Origin of the sequence: Siphonobacter sp. BAB-5385 (assembly GCF_002261125.1) — a bacterium.
Taxonomy (GTDB): Bacteria; Bacteroidota; Bacteroidia; order Cytophagales; family Spirosomataceae; genus Siphonobacter.
Genome location: NZ_NMPS01000099.1, coordinates 19,629 through 40,662, shown reverse-complemented (window position 1 = coordinate 40,662; position 21,034 = coordinate 19,629). Strand labels below are relative to the sequence as shown.

Sequence of the window (21,034 nt, the reverse complement as noted above, 5' to 3'; positions counted from 1 at the left end):
GTCTGATGGGATCAATTGGAGAACAATTTGAATAAATCCAATACCGTGAATTAATTAAAGAATTCTTAACCTATCTTCATAAAAACCGCCTTTTCTTCTTTCCTAGTTTTGTAAGTCTTTTTTGTTTTTTCATCTCAAACATTTGTATGAAGCACTTTCTACAAACTCTATGCTGCATAAGTTTGCTCTGTGTCCTTTGGATAGGACCTGCATTCGGGCAGATTTCCATTACAAGTTCGCTCACGTACACGGAAAATTTCAATTTTCTGCCGACTAGTGGAACAGCCCCCTGGTTAAATAATGCGAATGGCAGCGGTTCTTCGTATGGCAAGACAGGGATCTACGGCGTTCGTACCGGAACCGGAACAACGATTGTGGCAGGTACTGGATCCAGTAATGCTGGAGGACTGTATAGCTTTGGGAACACTACCACTGACCGGGCCTTAGGTTCTCTTGGCTCCAGTAATGCGGCAGTTGGTAGCTTCGCTTATGGGATCCGTTTTGTCAACAATACGGGAAAAACCATCACGGGCTTTACCCTCTCGTACGCAGGTGAGCAATGGCGGGTTGCTTCGCCTACTCCTAATACGGTTGCTTTCTCGTATCACACCGGCGATAGTACTGCTCTATCACCCAATGTAGAGTTGCCCGGCGGATTTATCCCAGTCCAGGACCTGGATTTCACTTCACCTGTTGTGACTTCTGCTCAGGTTGCAGCTGGACTTTTAGATGGAAATGCTGAGGCCAATCGGAAAGTTCTCGCTAAATCGGTGGCCAATTTAACCGTATTGCCCGGAAAGGAAATTCTGCTTCGCTGGTATGATCCTGACCATTCGGGAACGGATCACGGGATGTCTATCGATGATGTATCCATAACGTTCGTGACGCAGGATTCGAACACGCCTTTAGTCTCCACTTCAAAAACGACGTTGACTGGCTTTACTTACGTTGAAAACACCACAACCAGCCCTTCGCAAAACTTTACCGTAAGTGGAGCAAATCTGACGGGTATTCCTGGCGAAATTTCGGTGACGGCTCCGACCAACTTTGAAGTATCGCTGGATAATGCAACGTTTGCTAATCAGGTAGCTCTTACCTATACCGATTCGATCCTGACGGCTACACCCGTCTATGTTCGCCTGAAAAGCGGTTTGGCTGCGGGTCAATATCCTGCTACTGGGACGAGTACTATCGCAATTGCCGGATCGGGACAATCTACTTCTGTGACCGTAAGCGGCTCGGTAAGTCCTGCCCCAACAGGCAATGAACCCTGCTCGGCACCTTCTGCCACGATTTCATCCGTTCGTAGCGGTATTGTTGGAAATGCTTTTACGGTAACAGGACGAGTTACGGGAATTTATTCCGGAACGAACATCTACATCCAGGATGCAACGGGCGGTATTCTGATTTACGATCAGGCGGGTATTCAGCCGGAAGAACTTCAGATCGGCGACGAGGTGCAAGTGACGGGTACGCTGACCTTGTACAACACTGAAAAAGAATTAGCAACGCTGACCTGTTTTCAGAAGACTACGGCGGGCAATAGTCCCGTAACGCCACTCGTCATTGCCAGCAGTGACCTGTGCAACCATCAGGGAGAACTGGTAATGATCAACGAAGACGTAACCATTACGAGCCCGGCGGGGGCGACCTTCGCTGGAGCCAATACGAACTATACGCTGAGCAACGGCCTGATCATGCGGGTATTGTCTTCCACCAATCTGTCCGGTGCAACTCGCCCTACGACTGCTTTTAAACCCACTGGAGTGGTTACCATTTTTAATAATGGCTGTCAGATTCTGCCCCGTTCTACAGATGACGTGCCCGGTTCAACACCTTTGCAGGGCGGCAGTTGTGGTACAGCTTCGGCACCCACGGATGAAGCAAAGCTGGAAGTTACCAACTGGAACGTAGAGTGGTTGGGTAATACCGGTTACGGGCCTACCAACGAAGCCTTACAACTGGCTAATGTAAAGACGGTATTGAACGGTATTGGTTCGGACGTCTTTATGTTACAGGAAGTCTGTAGCTATAACGCCAGTAACCCTGCCGACCCCGCAACGTCTTTTGGTTCCATTATTCAGGGACTGAACCAGACGTATCCTTCCCGTCAGTACGCGGGTGAGTGTTCGTCGCGTTATTCGTATTCGGAGGTTGCCAATCCCGATCCGGCAGGGCAACGGGTGTGTATCATTTATCGTACCGATCAGATTACGAAGATTTCTTCCCGCCCGATGCTGACGCAGGCTCCCGTGACGGGCTATCCGACGGGCAATAATTCACAGTTCTGGGCCTCTGGCCGTCTGCCTTTCCTGTTAACGGCTGATGTAAAACTGAACGGAGCTACGGAAGCTACGCGGATGCATTTCATTGGCCTGCACGCTAAATCGGGTTCGGATGTACCTTCGTACAATCGTCGGGTTTACGACTATAAAGTACTGTATGATACGCTGCAGAGTCAGTTTACCAACGAGCGAATCGTGATGGCGGGTGACTTCAATGACGACGTCGATCAGTCCATCACCGGTACCGGCCAGATCAGTAGTGTGAAGGCTTTTCTTTACGCCAATCCCAATACAACCAATATCAGCGATACGCGTCCGAATGCGAACTGGAACAGCGTGACCCAGATTTTCAGCAATTCAGGTTGTTCAAGTACGGCAAGCTATCCTGATTTCATCGATCACGTATTTGTGTCGAACGAGATTCTGTTGCCCGTAAGCAGCGGTCGTGCCATGGCTACTTCAGTAGCAGTTGCTGGTGTCTATTCCTTACGCCCCAGCATTAGTGGCTATCGGAACAATACCTCTGATCACTACCCCACGTTTACCCAGCTTTCAATCGTAGAAGAAACGCCTACGCCCGTAACCTGGCTGGATTTCAAAGGCAAGACTACGGAACTGTCTCAGGTGGAACTGATCTGGTCGACAGCCAGCGAGAAGAACAATGCCTATTTTGAAATTCAACGCAGTGCAAATGCTCAGGACTTCGAAACGATTGGTACCGTAAAAGGTCAAATCAACGCTACGCAGCAGACGGCTTACGTATTCACGGACGTTACCCCTGCCGAAGGCCTGAACTACTACCGGTTAAAGCAAATGGATAACGACGGAAAATATAGCTTCTCCCGTTCCATTGCCGTTGAACTATTTGGGGTGATCAAGGTAGGCCCAAACCCAACGTCGGGCTCCTTGAAGATCGATGGCAAACAGGTACAGAGCATTCAGTTACGTACACTGACGGGCCAGTTACTGAAAAAGAGCAGTGTAAATGAGCTAGAACTCGGGGATTTACCCGCAGGAACGTACCTGCTTGAGATTCAAACGAAAGGTCATTCTACGGTCCGTAGAATGATCATTAAGCAGTAAGGGTAATTACTCACCGTTTAGCTGGATTACAGCAGTTCACTTGCTGAAGGGTTGGTTGACCAGGGGACGGTTAGTCGATTGAGCATCAGATTTATAGTTTACGTAAGCCGTACTACAGCATTTATTGCATGGGTACGGCTTATTTTTTTTAAATAATTCAGCAGAGATTAGGTTTTATAGTAAAATTCCTCGTATCCTTGTGTATTAACTCCATCTTGCATTTAAAGCTATATACTAGTGAATTACCCTTTTTAATGCGATTATTGAGAGCATAAAAGGTACGGTTGCCGCCAAAATTTTACCTTATCATATTATCAATGAAGAACTTTTGCCCGTTCCTCAAAGGATTTCTGTTGACTGCCACAATGGGAATCACTTCATTTGCACATGCTCAGATTAGTGTTTCTTTTCCGGTCACACGTACCGTCATCCAACGCGATAACGCCAATCAGGCCGACCTGTACATAACAGGTAAAATCAGCCAGGCCGTTAGTGCGGTGCAGGCTCGCCTGGTGCCTCGTTCAGGCGAAGGAGGTACAGCTACCAATTGGCAGACGATTCAAAACAACCCGCAAAATGGCGTATTTAGTGGAGCCCTGAAGGGATCTGGCGGTCGCTATGATCTTGAAATTCGTGGGGTACAGGGACAAACACAAGTAGGTTCCATCGCTAAAGTCGAAAAAGTAGGGATTGGAGAAGTCTTTCTTGTGGTAGGTCACTCCAATGCACAGGGAGGGGATGGGTATAGCCCTTCCATTCCGTACGAAGAGTCAAACCAGGTATTTCGTGATCAGGTAAATACGATTGATTTTCGGGAAACGTCTCCCAACTGGAATGCATACTGGTATCAGACGGCCAGTGCAGACCTGTTACCGCCTCTGGCTCCTTCGCAGCTTTGCGAACAGTGTGGAATGGCTCCCGGAGCTCCTCGCTGGTTCTGGGGACGACTGGGCGAAATGCTGGTTCAACGCCTGCAAGTACCCGTACTTTTTTACAACGCAGCTATCGGGGGAACTAATATTGAACTGACCTATAAAGCAGCTTACAACATTCCCTTCCAACACGGTTTTATCAATTACAATCTTCGGCATCCGTACATTAATATCCGCAACACCCTGAAAAAGTATGTTCCGCAATCCGGTATCCGGGCTATTCTATCCGGACATGGGGTGAATGACCGGAGTAGCGTGGGTAAATCGTTTGAAGATGATTACATTAAACTCATTGCAAAAACCCGGGAGGAAGTAGGCGAGGGTCGCCTAGCCTGGCTGGTTGCTCAGGATTGCTGGATAGGGGGCAAATGTTACGGGAGGTACAATCCGGGAGATGCTGATAACTCGTCAGAACACATTACGCGGGCTCAGCTTAACCTGGTGGCCACGGTCAGTGACGTATACGCGGGCCCCGATCTGAATACCATCGAAAGTGATGGACGTATGGATAACCTGCACTTCAATCAGAATGGTCAGAAAAGAGCCGCTGAAGGCTGGGTAAGTGCCATTACGGAACCGCAGAAAAATATTTCGTTCCTGACCAAATCGACTCCAGTCATGGCTAAAGCTCCGGTTTCAGCAACGCCTGATCCGGTAAATGTGACTTCCCTTAAAAGCGGTGCCTGGTCAGATCCCTCAACCTGGAATTGCAACTGTATACCCGCGTACAGTTCTGAAGTTACCATTCAGAAGGATCATCGGGTTTCGGTCAGTGGCCTGTTTTATGCAAAAACCATCAAAAACCAGGGTGAACTGGTACACTTGATAAACTAGAGCTATCAATGAGTCCGAAAAGCCGTGCTGGTCATACCAGTACGGCTTTTTTTATGGAAGCTATCAAAGGGCCTGAAAGGGGCGTAAACGTATTTTTTGTCCGTTCATCTCATAATTTTTGCCGTTGATTTGCGTTTAAGGAAATAATAGAAAGTAATTTATATCTTCGTTCATTCTAATCATTTCAAATCCTCATCCTTTTCAGGAATTCGGATGTTTTCCCCGAAAGTATTCTTTCATGAAAAAAAGTAGTATTGCAATTCTGCTGGTGTCATGTTCCATGACGGCCTTTGCCCAAGCTAAGAAGCCCGCCCCTAAACCTGCCGTGAAAAAGCCCGTCCCCGCGGCGGCTGCCGCCGTAGGCTTGAAGACGCCGATGGATTCGGTGAGTTATGCCATCGGTATGGACATGGCCCGCAGTTTGAAAAACCCGATGCTGAAAGGTCTTAATCTGGATCTGGTAGCGAAAGCTATCCGGGATTCCAAAGACGAGAAATTTACCCTTACCCAGGATCAATACCAGGCTACCTTATCAAATTTCAGTCAGCAGATGCAGTCCAAGCAAGCCGAGGCACAGGCACAAACGCAGGCTGAAAACGCTAAGAAATACGAACCAAATCGCTTGGCTGGTGAAAAATTCCTGGCAGAGAACAAAACGAAAGATAGTGTTGTTACTACAGCTAGTGGACTGGAATACAAAATATTGAAATTAGGTACGGGACCCAAACCGGCCCTGACGGATAAAGTAAAAACCCATTACCACGGAACTCTCATTGACGGAACCGTATTCGATAGCTCCGTTGATCGGGGTGAGCCCATCAGCTTCCCGCTTAATGGCGTCATTCAGGGATGGCAGGAAGGGTTGCAACTAATGCCGGTTGGTTCAAAATTCCGCCTGTTTGTTCCGTATCAACTTGCGTACGGAGAACGGAATGCCGGTCAGATTCAGCCGTATTCAGCTTTAATTTTTGATGTTGAATTATTAGAAATTGAAAAGTAAAAATCGTTGGGCCCAACGCCGACTTTCTATTCTGACGAAAAAAGAGGAGCCAAGGCTAGAGTGACGATGTAGGCATTATTTTTTTTCAGGAATACGTACTTGAAAAGTCCACGAATGTCCCGCATCTCCGACGATTAACGCCTCAAGATAACATGTCTATGAAAAGCTATTTGCTCGCCTTTGTGCCGCTGGTGTTACTGGGGTTTCAGCCTGAACGTCCTTCAGTAGCTCAGAAGCTTAGTACCGATCAGCCCGTTGTTTTAGCTCCCACTGCTTCTCAGAAAGAGGTCGAAAAGATTGTGACTACCATTCTTTCGTCCTACCACTATCGTCGGGTACCGCTGGATGATTCGCTTTCGACCAAAGTTTGGGATAACTACCTGAAAGAAGTTGATAATGGTAAAGCCTATCTGCTGGCTTCGGACGTAGCCTCGTTTGAAAAGTATCGCTACCAGATGGATGATTACCTGCAAAGCGGTAATCTAACGCCCGCGTATGATCTCTTCAATCTGTTCCTGAAGCGTTTTCACGAACGGATGCAGTTCGTAACTAAACTGACGGATAAACCTTTCGATTTTACCAAGGACGAATCGTACGAAACCAATCGCGATAAAGTATCCTGGGCCAAAACACCTGCCGAATTGGATGAACTTTGGCAGAAAATCGTGAAAAGCCAGGCTCTGGATTATAAGCTTCAGGGTAAGAAGGATACGGCTATTTATCGTCTGTTAAAAGAACGCTATACCAATCTGGACAAACAGACCAGCAAGGTAAAAGGCGACTACGTTTTCCAGACATTTATGAATTCATTCGCCGAAGTGATTGACCCGCACACGAGCTACATGGCTCCGCCGGATGCTTCGCGTTTTAAGGATGAAATGGCTCAGTCTTTCGAAGGCATTGGTGCTACGCTAACGCCCGAGAATGATTATACGAAAGTACGTGAACTGGTACCGGGCGGACCCGCCATGAAGAGTGGTCTGATCCACGAAAATGATCGTATCGTGGGTGTAGGGCAGGGAGCTTCGGGTCAGATGGTCGACGTAGTGGGCTGGAGTCTGGACGATGTAGTGAAACTGATTCGTGGTCCGAAAGGAACGACGGTTCGACTGAATATTCTGAAGTCGGATGCGTTGCCGGGTAGTATGCCTCGCGAGATTAAAATCGTGCGGGATAAGGTAAAGCTGGAAGAAGGCGTGGCAAAAGCCGAGGTAGTACCGATGACGTTCGAGAAGAAAGAGTACCGCATCGGAATCATTACGCTGCCGGGCTTTTATCAGAACTTCGAAGAAATGCGGAAGGGCGACAAGGACTATAACTCAACCAGTCGCGACGTACAGCGTTTCCTGGAACAGTTTAAGCAGGCTAAAGTAGACGGTGTGGTACTGGACTTACGCTACAACGGCGGTGGTTCACTGGATGAAGCTATCAAGTTGACGGGTCTATTTATTAAAGACGGTCCAGTCGTACAGGTAAAAGATGCCATGGGCCGGATTGATGCGGACGATGATCCGGATCCGCAACAGGTATACGCTGGGCCGCTGGCCGTACTGGTAAACCGCTTCAGTGCTTCTGCTTCCGAGATTTTTGCCGGAGCTATTCAGGATTACAAACGCGGTATCATCATTGGTGGTACGACCTACGGAAAAGGTACCGTACAGCAGCTGCTGGATCTGAATCAGTTCCTGCCGAAGGAAACGGATAAGGTAGGTTTACTGAAAATGACCCGGGCTAAATTCTACCGGATTACGGGTAGCAGTACGCAACATAAAGGGGTAACGCCTGATATTGAGCTGCCTTCTCGTTTCAGTGCCGAAGAGTTTGGCGAAAGCTCACAACCTACGGCTTTGCCCTGGGATCAGATCAAGCCGAGCGTATTCACGGAATACACGAGCCTGACGCCGAATGTACTGGATAAACTCCGGGGTCGGTATAACGAACGTTTCAAAGCTGATCCTGACTTGTTACGCCTTTCGGCAGAGGTTGGAGATTTCCTGAAAAACAAGGATAAATCAATGATTTCTCTTAATGAAGCCACTCGGCGGAAGGAACTGGAAGAAGCTAAGAAACGGAAAGAGGAACTGGCGAAGCTAGGAACGGACAAGCAAAACCCTTACGAAGTAGTATTGCTCAACGACAAGATTGCTCAGTTGGGAGCTTCGGGTGGAGGAATGCCTGGTCAGGATGTAGCCTCGGCAGATACCCGCCAGAAGATGAAAGAAAATTTCATCAGCAAATTTAAAGAAGATGCCGAGTTAAAAGAAACCACGCGTATTCTGGCTGACTGGATTTCGTTGAAGTAAACTTCGTATAGATCGTATAGTTAAGAGAGCAGAACGTTAAAATTCTGCTCTCTTTTTTTATGATCGTACGCATCTAATTACGGATTTCAGCAGACCTTTGTCTGCTTTCTTTCTTATTTAACCTCTAACGTCATGCGTTCTGCTGTACTTCTGCTTTGTTGCGTAGGTTTATTTGCTGCTTTTATTCAACCCAATACGCCAGCTCCTTTGGATACCCGTCTGTACGAAATGCGGGTCTATTACTCACCCGAAGGTAAACAGCCCGACCTGATGGCCCGTTTCCGTAATCACACCATGCGGATTTTCGAAAAACATGGCATGACGAACGTGGGTTATTTCGTACCCCAGCACAAGCCGGATAGCTGTTTGATTTACTTCCTGTCGTACCCAAACCGGGCAGCTCGGGATTCGAGCTGGAAAGCGTTTGGCAGTGATCCGGAATGGAAGAAGGTCTCTTCCGAGTCCGAAAAAAATGGCCGTATTGTTTCAAAAGTGATCAGTAAGTTTTTCCATACGACTGATTTCTCTCCCCAGCTTCAGATTGATCAGAAGGGCAATCGGGTGTTCCAATTACGAACCTACAAAACGACGTCCTATAACTTGCCCCTGTTGCTGGCTCGCTTCCGGAATCATACCACCAAACTATTTGAAAAGCATGGGATGACGAATCTGGTGTACTGGACCGAAGACAATACCGACAACATCCTGATGTACCTGCTTACCCAAAAGAGTAAGGAGGCCGGAGAAGCGGCTTTCAAAGCCTTTCGGGAGGATCCCGAGTGGGTATCGGTACGGACGGCCTCGGAGAAGCTAGCCAACGGCTCACTGACCGAGTCTGTAACATCGGTATACCTCGTCCCAACGGACTTTTCACCTTTGAAATAAACGGCTTAGATCTCTGAAAAAAAGAGCGGCTTCCATTTGGGGAAGCCGCTCTTTTTTATTCCTTGATTTGTAAACGACGTTCTTTAATCTCCCGCCAGGTTGTCAATATAATCTGGTTGTCCTCAATGTAGCGTCGGAGTTCCGGGTTTAGCATTGCCAGTAAGTCACCTTTCCGCGTAGGCCCCGAATCCGAGATCCGATTGAATACAACCGTGGGATCGGTACAGTGCATGATAATCATGGTGAGGCCAGGTCGGCAGGACTTCAGCAGCTCCACGTATTTCTGCGTTTTGAAAGCTCTCAGATTTTGATCAGAAGGTTGCTGACCAGCGGGTAAATTCCACCCATACGTATCGCTGAACAAATCGTCAAGGACGGGTAATTTAGCCGCCCACAGTTTTTGTCCAATGGCTTTAGTCAGGTTAGCATCCAGACTCCGACTAGCATTGATGAGCGTGTTGTGGCCGCCAGGAAACATGACCGGAATTTTTTCCTCAATTCCCACTTTGATGTACCGTTCTATAAACTTGGGCTGAAACAGCGTACCCATGTGTGAGTCAAGGTGCGAAGGCTCCAGACCAAAAGCCCGGAACTGGGCAATCTGGGCTCGTATTTCGGCTTCTACTTCGTCGGCCATTGCGTGGCGATCTACTTCTTCCACACTCGGATAAAAACATCCCTGGGTGTCGTACAGGCCCGGAGCCTTTTCTTTACCTACCAGCGGTTGCCAGCGATAACCCGCCCATTCGGACGTAAGCGTCAGGTGTACGCCTACGTCCCAGGTAGGGTTTTGACGGGCCAGATTCATGAAATGCGGTACCCAGCTACAAGGCATCATTACACTCGTGGAATTGGCTACACCTGTGGTAAGGGCCTTACGGGTACCTTCGTTCGAGTCGTAACTCATTCCGGCGTCATCCACGTGTAAAATGATGACTTTTCGGTCTTTGGGAAATCCGAGTTTTTCAGCGTAAGTCTGGGCGTGAGTACCTTGATGAAGGCCAATAAGACCTATTGCAAGCAAAAGTGAACGATACAGCATAGCAGGAGAGAGGTGAAAATAGTTGACTGTACTTGAATCCGTTAAGTTAAGCATCCTTTAAAAACAAAAAGCCGGTAACCCTTAGGCACCGGCTTTTATTACCATTCGTTGATTACAGACGTATAATTTCTGCACCGATGGCATTCAGTCGCGTATCAATGTGCTGATAGCCACGATCAATCTGCTCAATGTTATCAATAATGGAAACGCCATTGGCTGACATGGCAGCAATGAGCAACGATACGCCCGCCCGGATGTCCGGTGAAGTCATGCGGATGCCGCGTAACTGAATATGCCGGTTCATGCCCACGACTGTAGCCCGGTGGGGATCGCAGAGGATGATTTGAGCCCCCATTTCAATGAGTTTGTCCACGAAGAACAGGCGGCTTTCGAACATTTTCTGGTGAATGAGTACCGTTCCTTTCGCCTGGATGGCCGTTACGAGCACAATACTCAGCAAGTCGGGCGTGAAGCCGGGCCAGGGAGCATCGGCTACCGTTAGCATGGAACCATCGATGAAGGTTTCAATCTCGTAATGATCCTGAGCGGGTACGAAAATATCGTCACCACGAATTTCCAGTTTAATGCCCAGCTTCTGAAATACGGCCGGAATAACTCCCAGATCAGGTACGGAGCAGTTCTTGATGGTCAGCTCCGACTGCGTCATGGCAGCCATCCCAATAAAGGAACCAATTTCAATCATGTCTGGTAACATCGTGTGTTCCGTACCATTCAGTTCGGATACGCCTTCGATGGTTAACAGGTTAGAACCAATGCCGGAGATGTTCGCACCCATGCGTACCAGCATTTTGCATAACTGCTGTAAATAGGGCTCACAGGCGGCATTATAAATGGTGGTGGTGCCTTCTGCCAGTACGGCAGCCATCAGAACGTTGGCCGTACCCGTAACAGACGCTTCGTCCAGCAGCATGTACGTACCCTTGAGGTTGGAGGCATCCACTTTATAGAAACCGCCGTCTTCGGGATCAAAGTCAAATTTTGCACCCAGGCGTTCGAAACCCAGGAAGTGCGTATCCAGGCGACGGCGGCCGATCTTATCACCACCGGGCCGGGGGATTCTTCCTTTTTTGAAACGAGCCAGCAGCGGTCCGAGCATCATCACGGAACCCCGCAGCGAGGCTGCTTTGGTTTTATACGATTCCGTTTCGAGGTACGACAGATTGACGTCATCGGCCTGAAAGCGTACGGACGTTTCGCTCAAATGCGTAAGCTTCACACCCATATCACCCAGGAGGTCAATCAGGGCGATGACATCACGAATGGCGGGGATATTGTGAATCGTGACGGTTTCTTTCGTGAGAAGTACCGCACAGATAATCTGAAGTGCTTCGTTTTTTGCACCCTGCGGGATGATCTCGCCCTGCAGTTTTTTTCCTCCTGTTACTTTAAATGAAGCCATTAGCTGATGAACCGTTTATGGGGTGAACAGTCTCAGGCAAAAGGCTACGTACAGCCCTTGCTGAGGAACGGTATCCTATAAACTATTTTTTGCGGTTATTACGATTGAAGTGACTGTTATTGTTATTGCGATTGTTGCTCGGCGGTCCGTTGCGGCGTTGGAACGACGAAGAGCGTTCATTTCGCTCATTTCGATCCGGCCGTTCGTTTCGCTCATTGCGATGCGGACGATTATGAGGCGTATGCGAGTAGGAGTGGTGATGACCGCCACCGCTGTTTCCACCGCCCGTATTGCTTGAATACCGGTCGCGGGGAGCAATATCGAGGTAGCCTTCTTTTTTAATACGATCAATTTCGGCGTTCAGGCCGCCTTTAGAGATGATACGCAGGTGTTCCCATACCGTCGAATCGTCGGCATTGTCCTTGTTCCAGGCCGTATAGAAACTCTTCATCATTTTGGCGATGTAACTGGCGAAAGCCCAACGCTCGTACTCATTCGTCAGCGAAATGGCCTTTTCGACCATCACTTCCAGGTTACGGCCGTAATGACGGAATTGTAAATTATGCGTATTATAAGGAACACTGTTCGGTTTCTTTCCAATGGCCTCGGGCGACGGCGGAGGGAACGGACTGTCTACATCGAGGCGGAAACCCGACATGATGTACAAGTCGTCCCAGAGCTTATTGGTATAATCCTGCCCCTCTTTCATATTAGGGTGAATTTGCCGCATCAGCTCAATAAGAACGTAAGCTTGTTTGGTGCGTTTCTCGCGTTCCTGAATCGTTACGAGATAGTCCACCAGTTTTTGGATATTACTTCCGTATTCTTTCAATCGAATGTGTTGTTTTCAGTGGACGAGGTAGATGGGTTGTAGAATGTGGCAAAGCCCTGACCAAGCGTCTGGCGTAACCGAGCGAAGAGTCAACCCAATGTACTCGTGAAGTTTTGCAAATGTAAAAAGAAGGATACAAGTTCCAAGGTTATTTCACCTCTGAACTGGTAAAATAATTACGCTTTAAAAGCAGAAAAATACCACTAACCGGTATCCCTGAATCAACCGGACGCTTTTGACTACACAAGTAATGTACCAGAAGTCTTAGTGAATTAAAAACGCTTTACGGGGACAATACTTTCCAGTCGTACGTAAAAAACCATACGAGCCGAAAGATAAAAGCACGCATTTACGCCATTTACCAAACGTCCTCACTGGATTGACTATTCCAGAGATCACGCAAGCATCTTTCTACCGTTCATGGGTACTTTCCAACGATTCTTCCCCCGCATTTACCTCTAATACTTTCGGAGCATCGTGACTTTCAGTTTTGCTCAAAAAGTGATAGTATTGTAATATCATTTTAATATCAATATACTATGGAAGAAAAAGTTATACGACCGTTGTCCGGGGCAATCATGGCTCTGGTAGTACTGCTCCTCGTGGGGGTATTTCTGGTATTTATGCAAACGAATGAGGTCATGGGCATTGGGGCTTTGATTCTGGCGGTTCTTTTGTCGCCGGGGTTCTTCATCGTAAACCCTAATGAGGCGAAATTGCTGGTTTTGTTCGGTAATTACGTAGGTACAGTCAAGGAATCAGGCTTTAAATGGTCGAATCCGCTGTACACCAAAATCAAAATTTCCCTGCGAGCCCGGAGTCTGGAAGGTGATAAAATTAAAGTAAACGATCATCTGGGTAATCCCATTGTCATTGGAGCCGTAGTCGTTTGGCAGGTGGCAAACGCGGTGCAGGCTAAATTTGAAGTAGACAATTTCGAGCACTACGTCAAGCTACAGAGCGATACCGCCCTGCGGCATCTGGCGGGCAGTTACGCCTATGATCATTTCGACGACGATCAGCAGGAAATTACGCTTCGCTCGGGTGGCGATTTGATCAACGAAAAGCTGGAAGCTGAACTCCGCGAACGGCTGGCCCGGGCGGGCGTACGCGTACTGGAAGCCCGCATTACGCACCTGGCTTATGCCGAAGAGATTGCCCACGCCATGTTACAGCGGCAACAGGCAACGGCGATGGTCGCTGCCCGTACGAAAATTGTGGAAGGTGCCGTAGGAATGGTAGATTTGGCCCTGAAACGCCTGACCGAGGATCAGATTGTCATGCTTGATGAAGAGAAAAAAGCCGCCATGGTCAGTAATTTGCTGGTGGTGTTGTGCTCGGACAAGTCGGCAAATCCGGTGATCAATGCGGGTACCTTGTATCATTAATGCGAGAAGCACGGGAGGCAAGGAAGAGGGTAGGTTTTCCCAGAATGATAACATGGCAAAAGAAAAAGAAGCGAAGAAAGCATTTGTACTGCGGATGGCTCCGAATGAACTGGAGGCCTTACAACGCTGGGCCGACGATGAATTTCGCAGTTTGAACGGACAAATTGAATATTTACTACACGAAGCTTTAAAAGCAAAAAATCGCCTTCCCAGAGAGAAAGGGGGACAGAGCGACTGAGCCGATTTCCAGACATTAAATCATCTTATACGGCAACCTCTAATGGCTCACGTTTGCTTGACTACCAATAAAAAAGACCCGAACGGATGAGCCGTTCGGGTCTTTTTTATCGATAGCCAACACTTCCGAAAGCTACACCGCTGATTGATCCAGTCCTTCGTATTACTTCGCTGAAAGCATTTTAGTTTTTACGTAGAAGTTGGGATCGACTGCAATAGAAGTCGCGTCTTTTACTTTTAGCTTCTGCCAGTTTGGGCTTGGTTTCAGTAGCGTTAGCGTTTCTGATTCGCCGATTTTTACCTTGACGGGCATATCAAAACCAGCTACGCAATCTTCCCAGCGGTATTCCAGCTGATGATCTTTAATGCGGTATACCAGCGTCGGGATACGGATGTCGCGGAGGTACTGGTCAAACACTTTGGTTAAATTCAAACCTAATGATTGACCCACGAACGCTTCTACCTGAGCACCCGTTACGGTTTTGTGGTAAAACGTTTTATTCAGGCCCAGCAACATCTGATGCCAGCGTTCATCGTTGTTGACGATCTGACGAATGGTATGTAACAGGCTTCCACCTTTGTAGTACATATCTCCCGAACCGGAATGGTTTACGTTATACGTACCTACGACCGGCCGATCATTCCGGATGAGTTTCCGGCAACCAATGATGTAGGCGGCGGCAGCCTCTTTGCCGTGATAGTATTCAATAAACAGTGATTCAGAATAGTTGGTAAAACTTTCATGAATCCACATATCGGCGACGTCGTAATTGGTGATGCTATTCGCAAACCACTCATGTCCCGACTCGTGGACAATGATAAATCCCACTTGGAACCCCAGCCTGTACCCGACAAATCGCGACCCAAATAGCCGTTTTTAAAGCCATTTCCGTACGTAACCGAACTCTGGTGTTCCATACCCAGGTACGGCACTTCCACGAGTTTGTACCCATCTTCGTAAAAAGGATAGGGGCCAAACCAGTATTCAAAGGCTTTCAGCATTTGTGGAACCTGCTGAAATTGCTTTTTAGCGACCTCCAGATGTTCCGGTAACACGTAAAAATTCAAAGCCAGCGGGCCTTTCAAGCCCTGATAGGTCTCAGACCAGTGACTGTAATTGGCCACATTCAGGTTTACGCCATAGTTGTTGATGGGGTTAACGACGGCCCACTCAAAGGTTCTGGTTTGATCAGAATTGTCAATCACCCTTCTGAGCTGTCCGTTGGAAACGTCCATCAGGGGCTTGGGAACCGTAATGCTGATCATCATGCTGTCCGGTTCGTCGTAGGGGTGATCTTTGTTGGGCCACCACGAGCTGGCTCCCAGTCCCTGACAGGCCGTTGCAATGTAAGGTTGGCCGGCTTTGTCTCTGGAAAAAACAAAACCGCCATCCCAGGGAGCATTCCGGGCTACATGCGGCTTGCCCTCGTAATAAACCGTAAGGGATTCCGTACGATTGACAACCTGTGGTTTGGTAAGTTTGATAAAGTAAGCATCCCCGTCCTGACGGTAGGTTAGGGGCTTTCCATCCTGTTCAACGCGGGTAATGGTCATTGCCCGCTGAAGATCAATTTGCAGTACCTGAGCGGGTTTGAGTACCCGGTACAAAACCTGGTTACTGCCTTTGATGGAACTGTCAGAAGGGTTGAATCGAACGTTTAACCGATAGAAATTCAGATCCCACCAGGAACGTTCGGGTGTGATTGTACCCCGAAGGGTGTCATTGCGGGTAAATTCATACGTCTGGGCATGGGCTGGGTACATTAACCCTACAAGCAACAAGGTAAATAAGGTAAATCGCATAGAAAATTTACAAAACGTATAGCGTATTGGGTAAGGGAGTAAGACGTAATTTACTCGAAAGATAAGGCTATGGAAGGTAAAATAGCTACTGGGTAAGGCATAATTCCTATAGCATAACGGTTGATAAGCCTATAACGTCAAAGTATAAAAATGAGATACATAAATTTCTGACTTTTAAAAATTTATGTATCTCATTAGCTGGTCTTAAGCTCCGATCAGTCGGGTAAGCGGCGTACCTGAATATCTTTAAAATATACCACACTCTTCGGATCATGGCCCTGTAAGGCAAACGTCCCCGAACTAATCACCCGGCCTTTCATGTCGGCGGGTCGATCGGCATTATCGGGTTCGGTATAATCAACGACCGTTTTATCGTTAATCTTGATGGTTACGTGTTTACCCTCTACGGTAATTTGTTCCGTGTACCACTCCCCATCTTTGACGTACACTTCCTTCACATCCTGTACGTTGTACAAACTACCCGTGCGTTTCCAGTCGGTGTGTGAATTGTTGACCTGCACTTCGTAGCCTTTAGCTGGCCAGCCCGATTCCTGGTAATCCGTATGAAAGTAAATACCGGAATTGGAACCCGGCATCGTTTTTACTTTGGCCTTGAATTCAAAATTTTTGAAGGGTTGTTCAGGCCCTTCGTAGAACAGGTGAGCCACTGGTCCGGCTACTTTGATGGTACCGTCTTCGACGTGAAAAGTTTCAGCGTTTTTACCGACTTTCCAGCCATTAAGGGTTTTTCCATCAAACAATGAAATCCATTTGGGTTTGGGAGGCGTAAAGGCCGTACTCAGGCCAGCGAGTATCGCCAGGCCTAGCAGTTGTTTTTTCATACGATTATGAAAGAAAAATAGAGGTTTATGAACTCAGAACTGTAAAGCTAATCGTTTGTTGAAACAAACGGATGCCTTACATACGTAAAACCAATGCCGGTTGGCTGAATCGCTAGTGAATACTGGCATACATTATTTACAATACTGGCACAAAACGACGAAACAACCTATGGATTCTTTAGCAGCAACTACCAGCGGGTTTGTGGGGGCCTGTACGCTCACACTCCTGCACGAAACCGCTCGTAAAACCGTTCCCAATGCTCCGCGTATTGATATACTGGGCAAACGGGCTTTGTCTAAACTTTTGCCTTCGGGTATTTCGCCTTCCGAGGAAACGCTTCACAAAGCATCCCTGGCGGGTGATATTGCTTCCAATGCTACCTATTACGGCCTTGTCAGTCTGGACTCGCCCAAAAATGGCGTTCGAAACGGAGCCATTTTAGGCTTAGCCGCTGGGTTAGGAGCCGTCTTTTTACCAGGTCCGCTGGGATTGGGTGAAAAACCCAGTAACCGCACAACGGCCACGCAACTGATGACCATCGGCTGGTACCTGGCTGGCGGACTCGCTGCGGGCCTGACTTACCGCTTGTTGGGAAAGAAATAGGAGGCAGAAATTCGTGCTTCCAAAGAGTTGCCAGCCTTTGCTGGCAATTTTTGTTTTCGGCCTACTAAGCTTCATACCATTGCTCGTAGACTTCATTTTTAATGAGCAAGGTATACGCCAGAAAATCAGCTTCATTGAGTAAGTGTGGGGCTGACATGATTTGTAAGGGGAACGTTTCCCCGCCTCGCTGGTACGGAGGCTGAAAATACGTGTGACGATTGAGGTGCAGGCCCAGTCGCTGGTAAAATCGAATTCGGGCCTGATTCGGGGCGTCCGTACCCGGTTGTACTTCCAGCAGGAAAGGTTTTTCTAAGGACGCCAGTAAGGCCTGCATTAGCGTGGTACCCAAGCCCTGGCCCCGCAGGCTGGGATCCACTGCCAGGTATTCCAGAAAATTAAATTCCCCGAATTTCCACAATACGGCTACTGCCTGTACCGATTCTCCCCAAACAAGCAAGTGCATTTGCTCTTCTAGTACGACTTGTTTCAGGGACGCCAGCGAGCGACGTTCGCCCGGATGGAAGGCCGTTTCCAGCAACTTCCAGATTTGTAAAAACTGAGGATGATGGCTATCCTGTACGCGAGAAAATGACATGACAGAAAAAATTAATGAACCGAACGTGCCTGAAAACAAGAATGAATGTGTTCGTACACCTGCCTTATTTTAATTCCAATTGAAGTCAATTGCATTGACGAACCAATTAATTAGAATATTTATAGAATTGGAAACGTTTTTTGTACTTTTTTAATTTAACTGGAATCATTTACTGAACTTTGTATCGTAATGATCAATCTATCCTACTGACTGTTTCTATCTATGAATCAGACCCTTGCTTTTATACTGGCTCGTCTGGCCCTGGCCATGAGTATGCTGGGCCATGGATTGGTACGAATACCTAAATTAAACGGTTTCAGTGCCTGGATGCTGGGGAAATTTAAAGATTCCATGTTACCCGAAGTACTGGTGCTGCCCTTTAGTTACGCGTTGCCAGTGGCTGAGTTGCTGGTAGGAGTGTTGCTGTTGATCGGCTGGATGACGCGTCAGGCTTTAGTGGCAGGTGCGGTAGTGATGATTTTATTGATTTTTGGTTCGTCGATGATTGAAGACTGGGGGGCCATTCCCAGCCAGCTCATTCACGCGGCGTATTGCTGTATTTTGCTGGTTTTTGTGGATACGCATAATGCTTATGCGGTCGACAAACGACTACGCTAATAGTTCCCCTTTGTATACGTTGGTTCGTATTCCCTTTTGAAAATTTTATGAAAAAAAGTTTGTTTTCACTCACCGTAGGCGGCTTTGGGATCGGAATGACCGAGTTCGTCATGATGGGAATTTTACCGGATATTTCCCGTACGCTTAACATTTCCATTCCCGTAGCCGGGCACCTGATTTCGGCGTATGCTCTGGGTGTCGTACTGGGAGCTCCCTTGCTGGTAGGCATCGCGGGCAATTACCCGCCCAAAAAGATCCTGTTGGGCTTGATGGCTATGTTTACCTTCTGTAATGCCTTGTCAGCCTTTGCCCCAAATTACGAAATCATGATGCTGACCCGTTTACTTTCGGGTCTACCGCACGGAGCCTTTTTTGGCGTAGGTGCCGTAGTGGCGAGTCGACTGGCTACGCCGGGAAAACAAGCTCAAGCGATTTCCATGATGTTTGCCGGACTGACCATTGCCAATATCATTGGCGTGCCGCTGGGTACGTACATTGGCCATACCATGAGCTGGCGGATTACCTTTCTGATTATCGCGGTCGTTGGACTGATTACGGTCCTGAGTATTCAACAGTTACTGCCGGCTATGCCACCCGTCAGTGAGTCTAGTATCCTGAAAGATCTGAAACTGTTTACCCGGGTTGAACCCTGGCTAATTCTCGGTATTACGGCAATTGGTACGGGCGGACTGTTTGCCTGGTTTAGCTATATCGCTCCGTTATTGACGGAAGTGGGCGGTTTCAGAAGCGATCAGATTACCTGGATTTTAGTACTGGCGGGCGTTGGAATGGCCGTAGGAAATCTCATCTCCGGGATGGCTGCCGATTCCATTTCACCGATCAAAGCTACGGCTTTATTCTTATCCTTAATGGTGGTTTGTTTGATCGTGGTATCCTTCGTAGCTCCCTTCAAAATACCATTACTGGTCATGACCTTCGTAACGGGAGCCATTTCGTTTACGCTTGGAGCACCCATCCAGATTCTAATGATTCGGGCCGCCAACGGTTCCGAAATGCTGGCTTCGTCGGTTAGTCAGGCGGGCTTTAATATTGGTAATGCTTTGGGTGCCTATCTGGGTGGCCTTCCCATTGCTGCGGGTCTGGGTTATACTTCGCCGCAGTGGGTAGGAGCGATGCTGGCCTTTACGGGCTTCCTGATGGCCGTGATGATGTATTTCCGTCAGAAAAGTGTAGCAAAAACCGAAGTATTGGCTTAACTCATACGAGTACAAGAAAAAGCCTCATCCATTCGGATGGGGCTTTTTCTTGTACAACGAAGGCATCTTAAAGTCAGTACTTAGGTCAGGTTTTCCCGAACCTGCCGTTTTAAATACGTACTGTAGTCGGTCAACTGCGATTCGTACTCCTGATGCATGAAGGGAGAAGTTAGCAGAAAATCGGCGGTAGCCCGGTTACAGGCCATGGGAATGTTCCACACGACGGCCAATCGTAAAAGAGCTTTCACATCCGGGTCGTGCGGCTGTGATTCCATGGGGTCCCAGAAGAAAATAATTGCATCAATTTTTTCCTCGGCAATCATGGCTCCAATCTGCTGATCACCTCCCAGCGGACCCGAAAGCAGTTTGATAATCGGGACCTTCAAGGTCTCTTCCAAAAGCCGGCCCGTAGTACCCGTTGCAAAAAGCTGGTGTTGACTTAAAAAATCACGGTTTTTAATCGCCCAGTCTAAGATTTCAGCCTTTTTATGGTCGTGAGCCACCAGGGCAATGCGTTTATGGGGGGTAAGGTGTCGGTTTGGCATTTCAAATTACTAGGTTAGGGCTGGCAGCAGGCCAGGTGAAAGGTTTAAAATCAAAAGTAGTTTTTAACTCCTGCAGGAAGGCATACTGATGAGCAATGGCATTGGCTCCCACGGAGTCGGGTCGTAGGTGATCTCGTTCCTGACAAACTTCCAGGGGTGGATCAAACAGTTTATATTGCATCTCAAAGGCCGGGACGTTACGCAATAACAAGGTTTTGTACGTGTCGAAATAAGCCTTTTTCAAATGTGTATTGTCCATGATGACTTGCCAGCCATCGCGTAAGGCATCCAGCAACAACCGCGTATGTAGTCGATCGACCAGCCGCTCAATCCGGTCCTGATCTTCTTTGGGCCAGTGCCAGTAGGCTCCCAGGGATACGGGGATCAAACTGCGGCGAAGTTCATCCCGACTGATCCGTAACCAGTTCGGTTCATTCTGACAGAATTCTTTGGCCCAGGTCGATTTCCCGCTTCCGCTGACGCCCACTAAAATAAGGACTTGTTTCATGGATCGGGTCACTAAAAATTTCGTGAAAGCAAAAATCTATAAAAAGCGAAAACCGTAAAGC

17 protein-coding genes and 1 pseudogene are annotated in these 21,034 nt (G+C 47.9%); 10 read left to right on the top strand and 8 right to left on the bottom strand.

The window, feature by feature from the left end; all coding sequences use genetic code 11:
• Nucleotides 1–182 precede the first annotated feature (182 nt).
• The 5 genes from BWI93_RS09960 (at nucleotide 183) to BWI93_RS09940 (ending at nucleotide 9,322) form a co-directional block, all read left to right on the top strand.
• A complete protein-coding gene (locus BWI93_RS09960; RefSeq protein ID WP_176454187.1) occupies nucleotides 183–3,368 on the top strand; it encodes a DUF5689 domain-containing protein in 3,186 nt (1,061 codons plus the stop codon).
• A gap of 365 nt (nucleotides 3,369–3,733) precedes the next feature.
• On the top strand, nucleotides 3,734–5,134 hold the full coding sequence (locus BWI93_RS09955) for a hypothetical protein (RefSeq protein ID WP_094810739.1): 1,401 nt from the start codon (nucleotides 3,734–3,736) through the stop codon (nucleotides 5,132–5,134).
• Between the two features lie 238 nt (nucleotides 5,135–5,372).
• Nucleotides 5,373–6,134, top strand: coding sequence for an FKBP-type peptidyl-prolyl cis-trans isomerase (locus BWI93_RS09950; protein WP_094810737.1), 762 nt, complete (start codon nucleotides 5,373–5,375; stop codon nucleotides 6,132–6,134).
• Between the two features lie 158 nt (nucleotides 6,135–6,292).
• A complete protein-coding gene (locus BWI93_RS09945; RefSeq protein WP_158242714.1) occupies nucleotides 6,293–8,437 on the top strand; it encodes a carboxy terminal-processing peptidase in 2,145 nt (714 codons plus the stop codon).
• A gap of 132 nt (nucleotides 8,438–8,569) precedes the next feature.
• The gene (locus BWI93_RS09940; RefSeq protein ID WP_094810733.1) at nucleotides 8,570–9,322 is read left to right on the top strand and encodes an NIPSNAP family protein; all 753 of its coding nucleotides are present in this window, start codon (nucleotides 8,570–8,572) and stop codon (nucleotides 9,320–9,322) included.
• A gap of 55 nt (nucleotides 9,323–9,377) precedes the next feature.
• On the opposite strand, the gene BWI93_RS09935 is transcribed toward BWI93_RS09940, so the two are convergent.
• The 3 genes from BWI93_RS09935 to BWI93_RS09925 all read right to left on the bottom strand — a co-directional run bounded on the left by BWI93_RS09935 (nucleotide 9,378) and on the right by BWI93_RS09925 (nucleotide 12,622).
• Complete coding sequence (locus tag BWI93_RS09935) at nucleotides 9,378–10,346, bottom strand: polysaccharide deacetylase family protein (protein WP_255157792.1); 969 nt, start codon at nucleotides 10,344–10,346, stop codon at nucleotides 9,378–9,380.
• 130 nt (nucleotides 10,347–10,476) lie between these two features.
• On the bottom strand, nucleotides 10,477–11,784 hold the full coding sequence (murA, locus tag BWI93_RS09930; protein WP_094810731.1) for a UDP-N-acetylglucosamine 1-carboxyvinyltransferase: 1,308 nt from the start codon (nucleotides 11,782–11,784) through the stop codon (nucleotides 10,477–10,479).
• An 82-nt stretch (nucleotides 11,785–11,866) separates the two neighbouring features.
• Nucleotides 11,867–12,622, bottom strand: a complete 756-nt coding sequence (locus tag BWI93_RS09925; RefSeq protein WP_303396364.1) for a DUF4290 domain-containing protein — start codon at nucleotides 12,620–12,622, stop codon at nucleotides 11,867–11,869.
• Nucleotides 12,623–13,155: 533 nt separating this feature from the next.
• Between BWI93_RS09925 and BWI93_RS09920 the strand changes: the two genes are divergently transcribed.
• Together BWI93_RS09920 and BWI93_RS09915 are read left to right on the top strand one after the other, a co-directional pair.
• Nucleotides 13,156–14,004 carry an SPFH domain-containing protein gene (locus BWI93_RS09920; protein WP_094810727.1) on the top strand — a complete coding sequence of 283 codons (849 nt, stop codon included), beginning with the start codon at nucleotides 13,156–13,158 and terminating at the stop codon, nucleotides 14,002–14,004.
• A gap of 52 nt (nucleotides 14,005–14,056) precedes the next feature.
• Nucleotides 14,057–14,242: a hypothetical protein gene (locus BWI93_RS09915; RefSeq protein WP_094810725.1), complete on the top strand. Its 186-nt coding sequence runs from the start codon at nucleotides 14,057–14,059 to the stop codon at nucleotides 14,240–14,242.
• Between the two features lie 162 nt (nucleotides 14,243–14,404).
• Here the strand turns inward: BWI93_RS09915 and BWI93_RS09910 are convergent.
• Nucleotides 14,405–16,044 (bottom strand): annotated as a pseudogene (locus tag BWI93_RS09910) (M1 family metallopeptidase).
• Between the two features lie 215 nt (nucleotides 16,045–16,259).
• Nucleotides 16,260–16,886 carry a DUF1080 domain-containing protein gene (locus tag BWI93_RS09905; RefSeq protein WP_094810723.1) on the bottom strand — a complete coding sequence of 209 codons (627 nt, stop codon included), beginning with the start codon at nucleotides 16,884–16,886 and terminating at the stop codon, nucleotides 16,260–16,262.
• 169 nt (nucleotides 16,887–17,055) lie between these two features.
• Here BWI93_RS09905 and BWI93_RS09900 point away from each other — a divergent pair, with 169 nt between their 5' ends.
• Complete coding sequence (locus BWI93_RS09900; protein WP_094810721.1) at nucleotides 17,056–17,490, top strand: hypothetical protein; 435 nt, start codon at nucleotides 17,056–17,058, stop codon at nucleotides 17,488–17,490.
• 64 nt (nucleotides 17,491–17,554) lie between these two features.
• Here BWI93_RS09900 and BWI93_RS09895 read toward each other — a convergent pair whose 3' ends face one another.
• Nucleotides 17,555–18,085 (bottom strand): GNAT family N-acetyltransferase, encoded by a 531-nt coding sequence (locus BWI93_RS09895; protein WP_141217420.1) that lies wholly within the window; start codon nucleotides 18,083–18,085, stop codon nucleotides 17,555–17,557.
• 222 nt (nucleotides 18,086–18,307) lie between these two features.
• Between BWI93_RS09895 and BWI93_RS09890 the strand changes: the two genes are divergently transcribed.
• Nucleotides 18,308–18,703, top strand: a complete 396-nt coding sequence (locus tag BWI93_RS09890; RefSeq protein WP_094810717.1) for a DoxX family membrane protein — start codon at nucleotides 18,308–18,310, stop codon at nucleotides 18,701–18,703.
• A 47-nt stretch (nucleotides 18,704–18,750) separates the two neighbouring features.
• On the top strand, nucleotides 18,751–19,920 hold the full coding sequence (locus BWI93_RS09885; RefSeq protein ID WP_094810715.1) for an MFS transporter: 1,170 nt from the start codon (nucleotides 18,751–18,753) through the stop codon (nucleotides 19,918–19,920).
• An 80-nt stretch (nucleotides 19,921–20,000) separates the two neighbouring features.
• Here the strand turns inward: BWI93_RS09885 and BWI93_RS09880 are convergent, their stop codons facing one another.
• Nucleotides 20,001–20,465, bottom strand: a complete 465-nt coding sequence (locus tag BWI93_RS09880) for a methylglyoxal synthase (RefSeq protein ID WP_094810713.1) — start codon at nucleotides 20,463–20,465, stop codon at nucleotides 20,001–20,003.
• A 1-nt stretch (nucleotide 20,466) separates the two neighbouring features.
• On the bottom strand, nucleotides 20,467–20,985 hold the full coding sequence (locus BWI93_RS09875) for an AAA family ATPase (RefSeq protein WP_303396363.1): 519 nt from the start codon (nucleotides 20,983–20,985) through the stop codon (nucleotides 20,467–20,469).
• Nucleotides 20,986–21,034: the final 49 nt, after the last annotated feature.

What these genes read in the sequence shown, in the direction of transcription:
- BWI93_RS09905 (WP_094810723.1), bottom strand. Translation starts at nt 16,886, where the DNA reads ATGAAAAAACAACTGCTAGGCCTGGCGATACTCGCTGGCCTGAGTACG.
- BWI93_RS09880 (WP_094810713.1), bottom strand. Translation starts at nt 20,465, where the DNA reads ATGCCAAACCGACACCTTACCCCCCATAAACGCATTGCCCTGGTGGCT.
- murA (WP_094810731.1), bottom strand. Translation starts at nt 11,784, where the DNA reads ATGGCTTCATTTAAAGTAACAGGAGGAAAAAAACTGCAGGGCGAGATC.
- BWI93_RS09945 (WP_158242714.1), top strand. Translation starts at nt 6,293, where the DNA reads ATGAAAAGCTATTTGCTCGCCTTTGTGCCGCTGGTGTTACTGGGGTTT.
- BWI93_RS09940 (WP_094810733.1), top strand. Translation starts at nt 8,570, where the DNA reads ATGCGTTCTGCTGTACTTCTGCTTTGTTGCGTAGGTTTATTTGCTGCT.
- BWI93_RS09915 (WP_094810725.1), top strand. Translation starts at nt 14,057, where the DNA reads ATGGCAAAAGAAAAAGAAGCGAAGAAAGCATTTGTACTGCGGATGGCT.
- BWI93_RS09955 (WP_094810739.1), top strand. Translation starts at nt 3,734, where the DNA reads ATGGGAATCACTTCATTTGCACATGCTCAGATTAGTGTTTCTTTTCCG.
- BWI93_RS09885 (WP_094810715.1), top strand. Translation starts at nt 18,751, where the DNA reads ATGAAAAAAAGTTTGTTTTCACTCACCGTAGGCGGCTTTGGGATCGGA.
- BWI93_RS09900 (WP_094810721.1), top strand. Translation starts at nt 17,056, where the DNA reads ATGGATTCTTTAGCAGCAACTACCAGCGGGTTTGTGGGGGCCTGTACG.
- BWI93_RS09895 (WP_141217420.1), bottom strand. Translation starts at nt 18,085, where the DNA reads ATGTCATTTTCTCGCGTACAGGATAGCCATCATCCTCAGTTTTTACAA.
- BWI93_RS09920 (WP_094810727.1), top strand. Translation starts at nt 13,156, where the DNA reads ATGGAAGAAAAAGTTATACGACCGTTGTCCGGGGCAATCATGGCTCTG.
- BWI93_RS09890 (WP_094810717.1), top strand. Translation starts at nt 18,308, where the DNA reads ATGAATCAGACCCTTGCTTTTATACTGGCTCGTCTGGCCCTGGCCATG.
- BWI93_RS09950 (WP_094810737.1), top strand. Translation starts at nt 5,373, where the DNA reads ATGAAAAAAAGTAGTATTGCAATTCTGCTGGTGTCATGTTCCATGACG.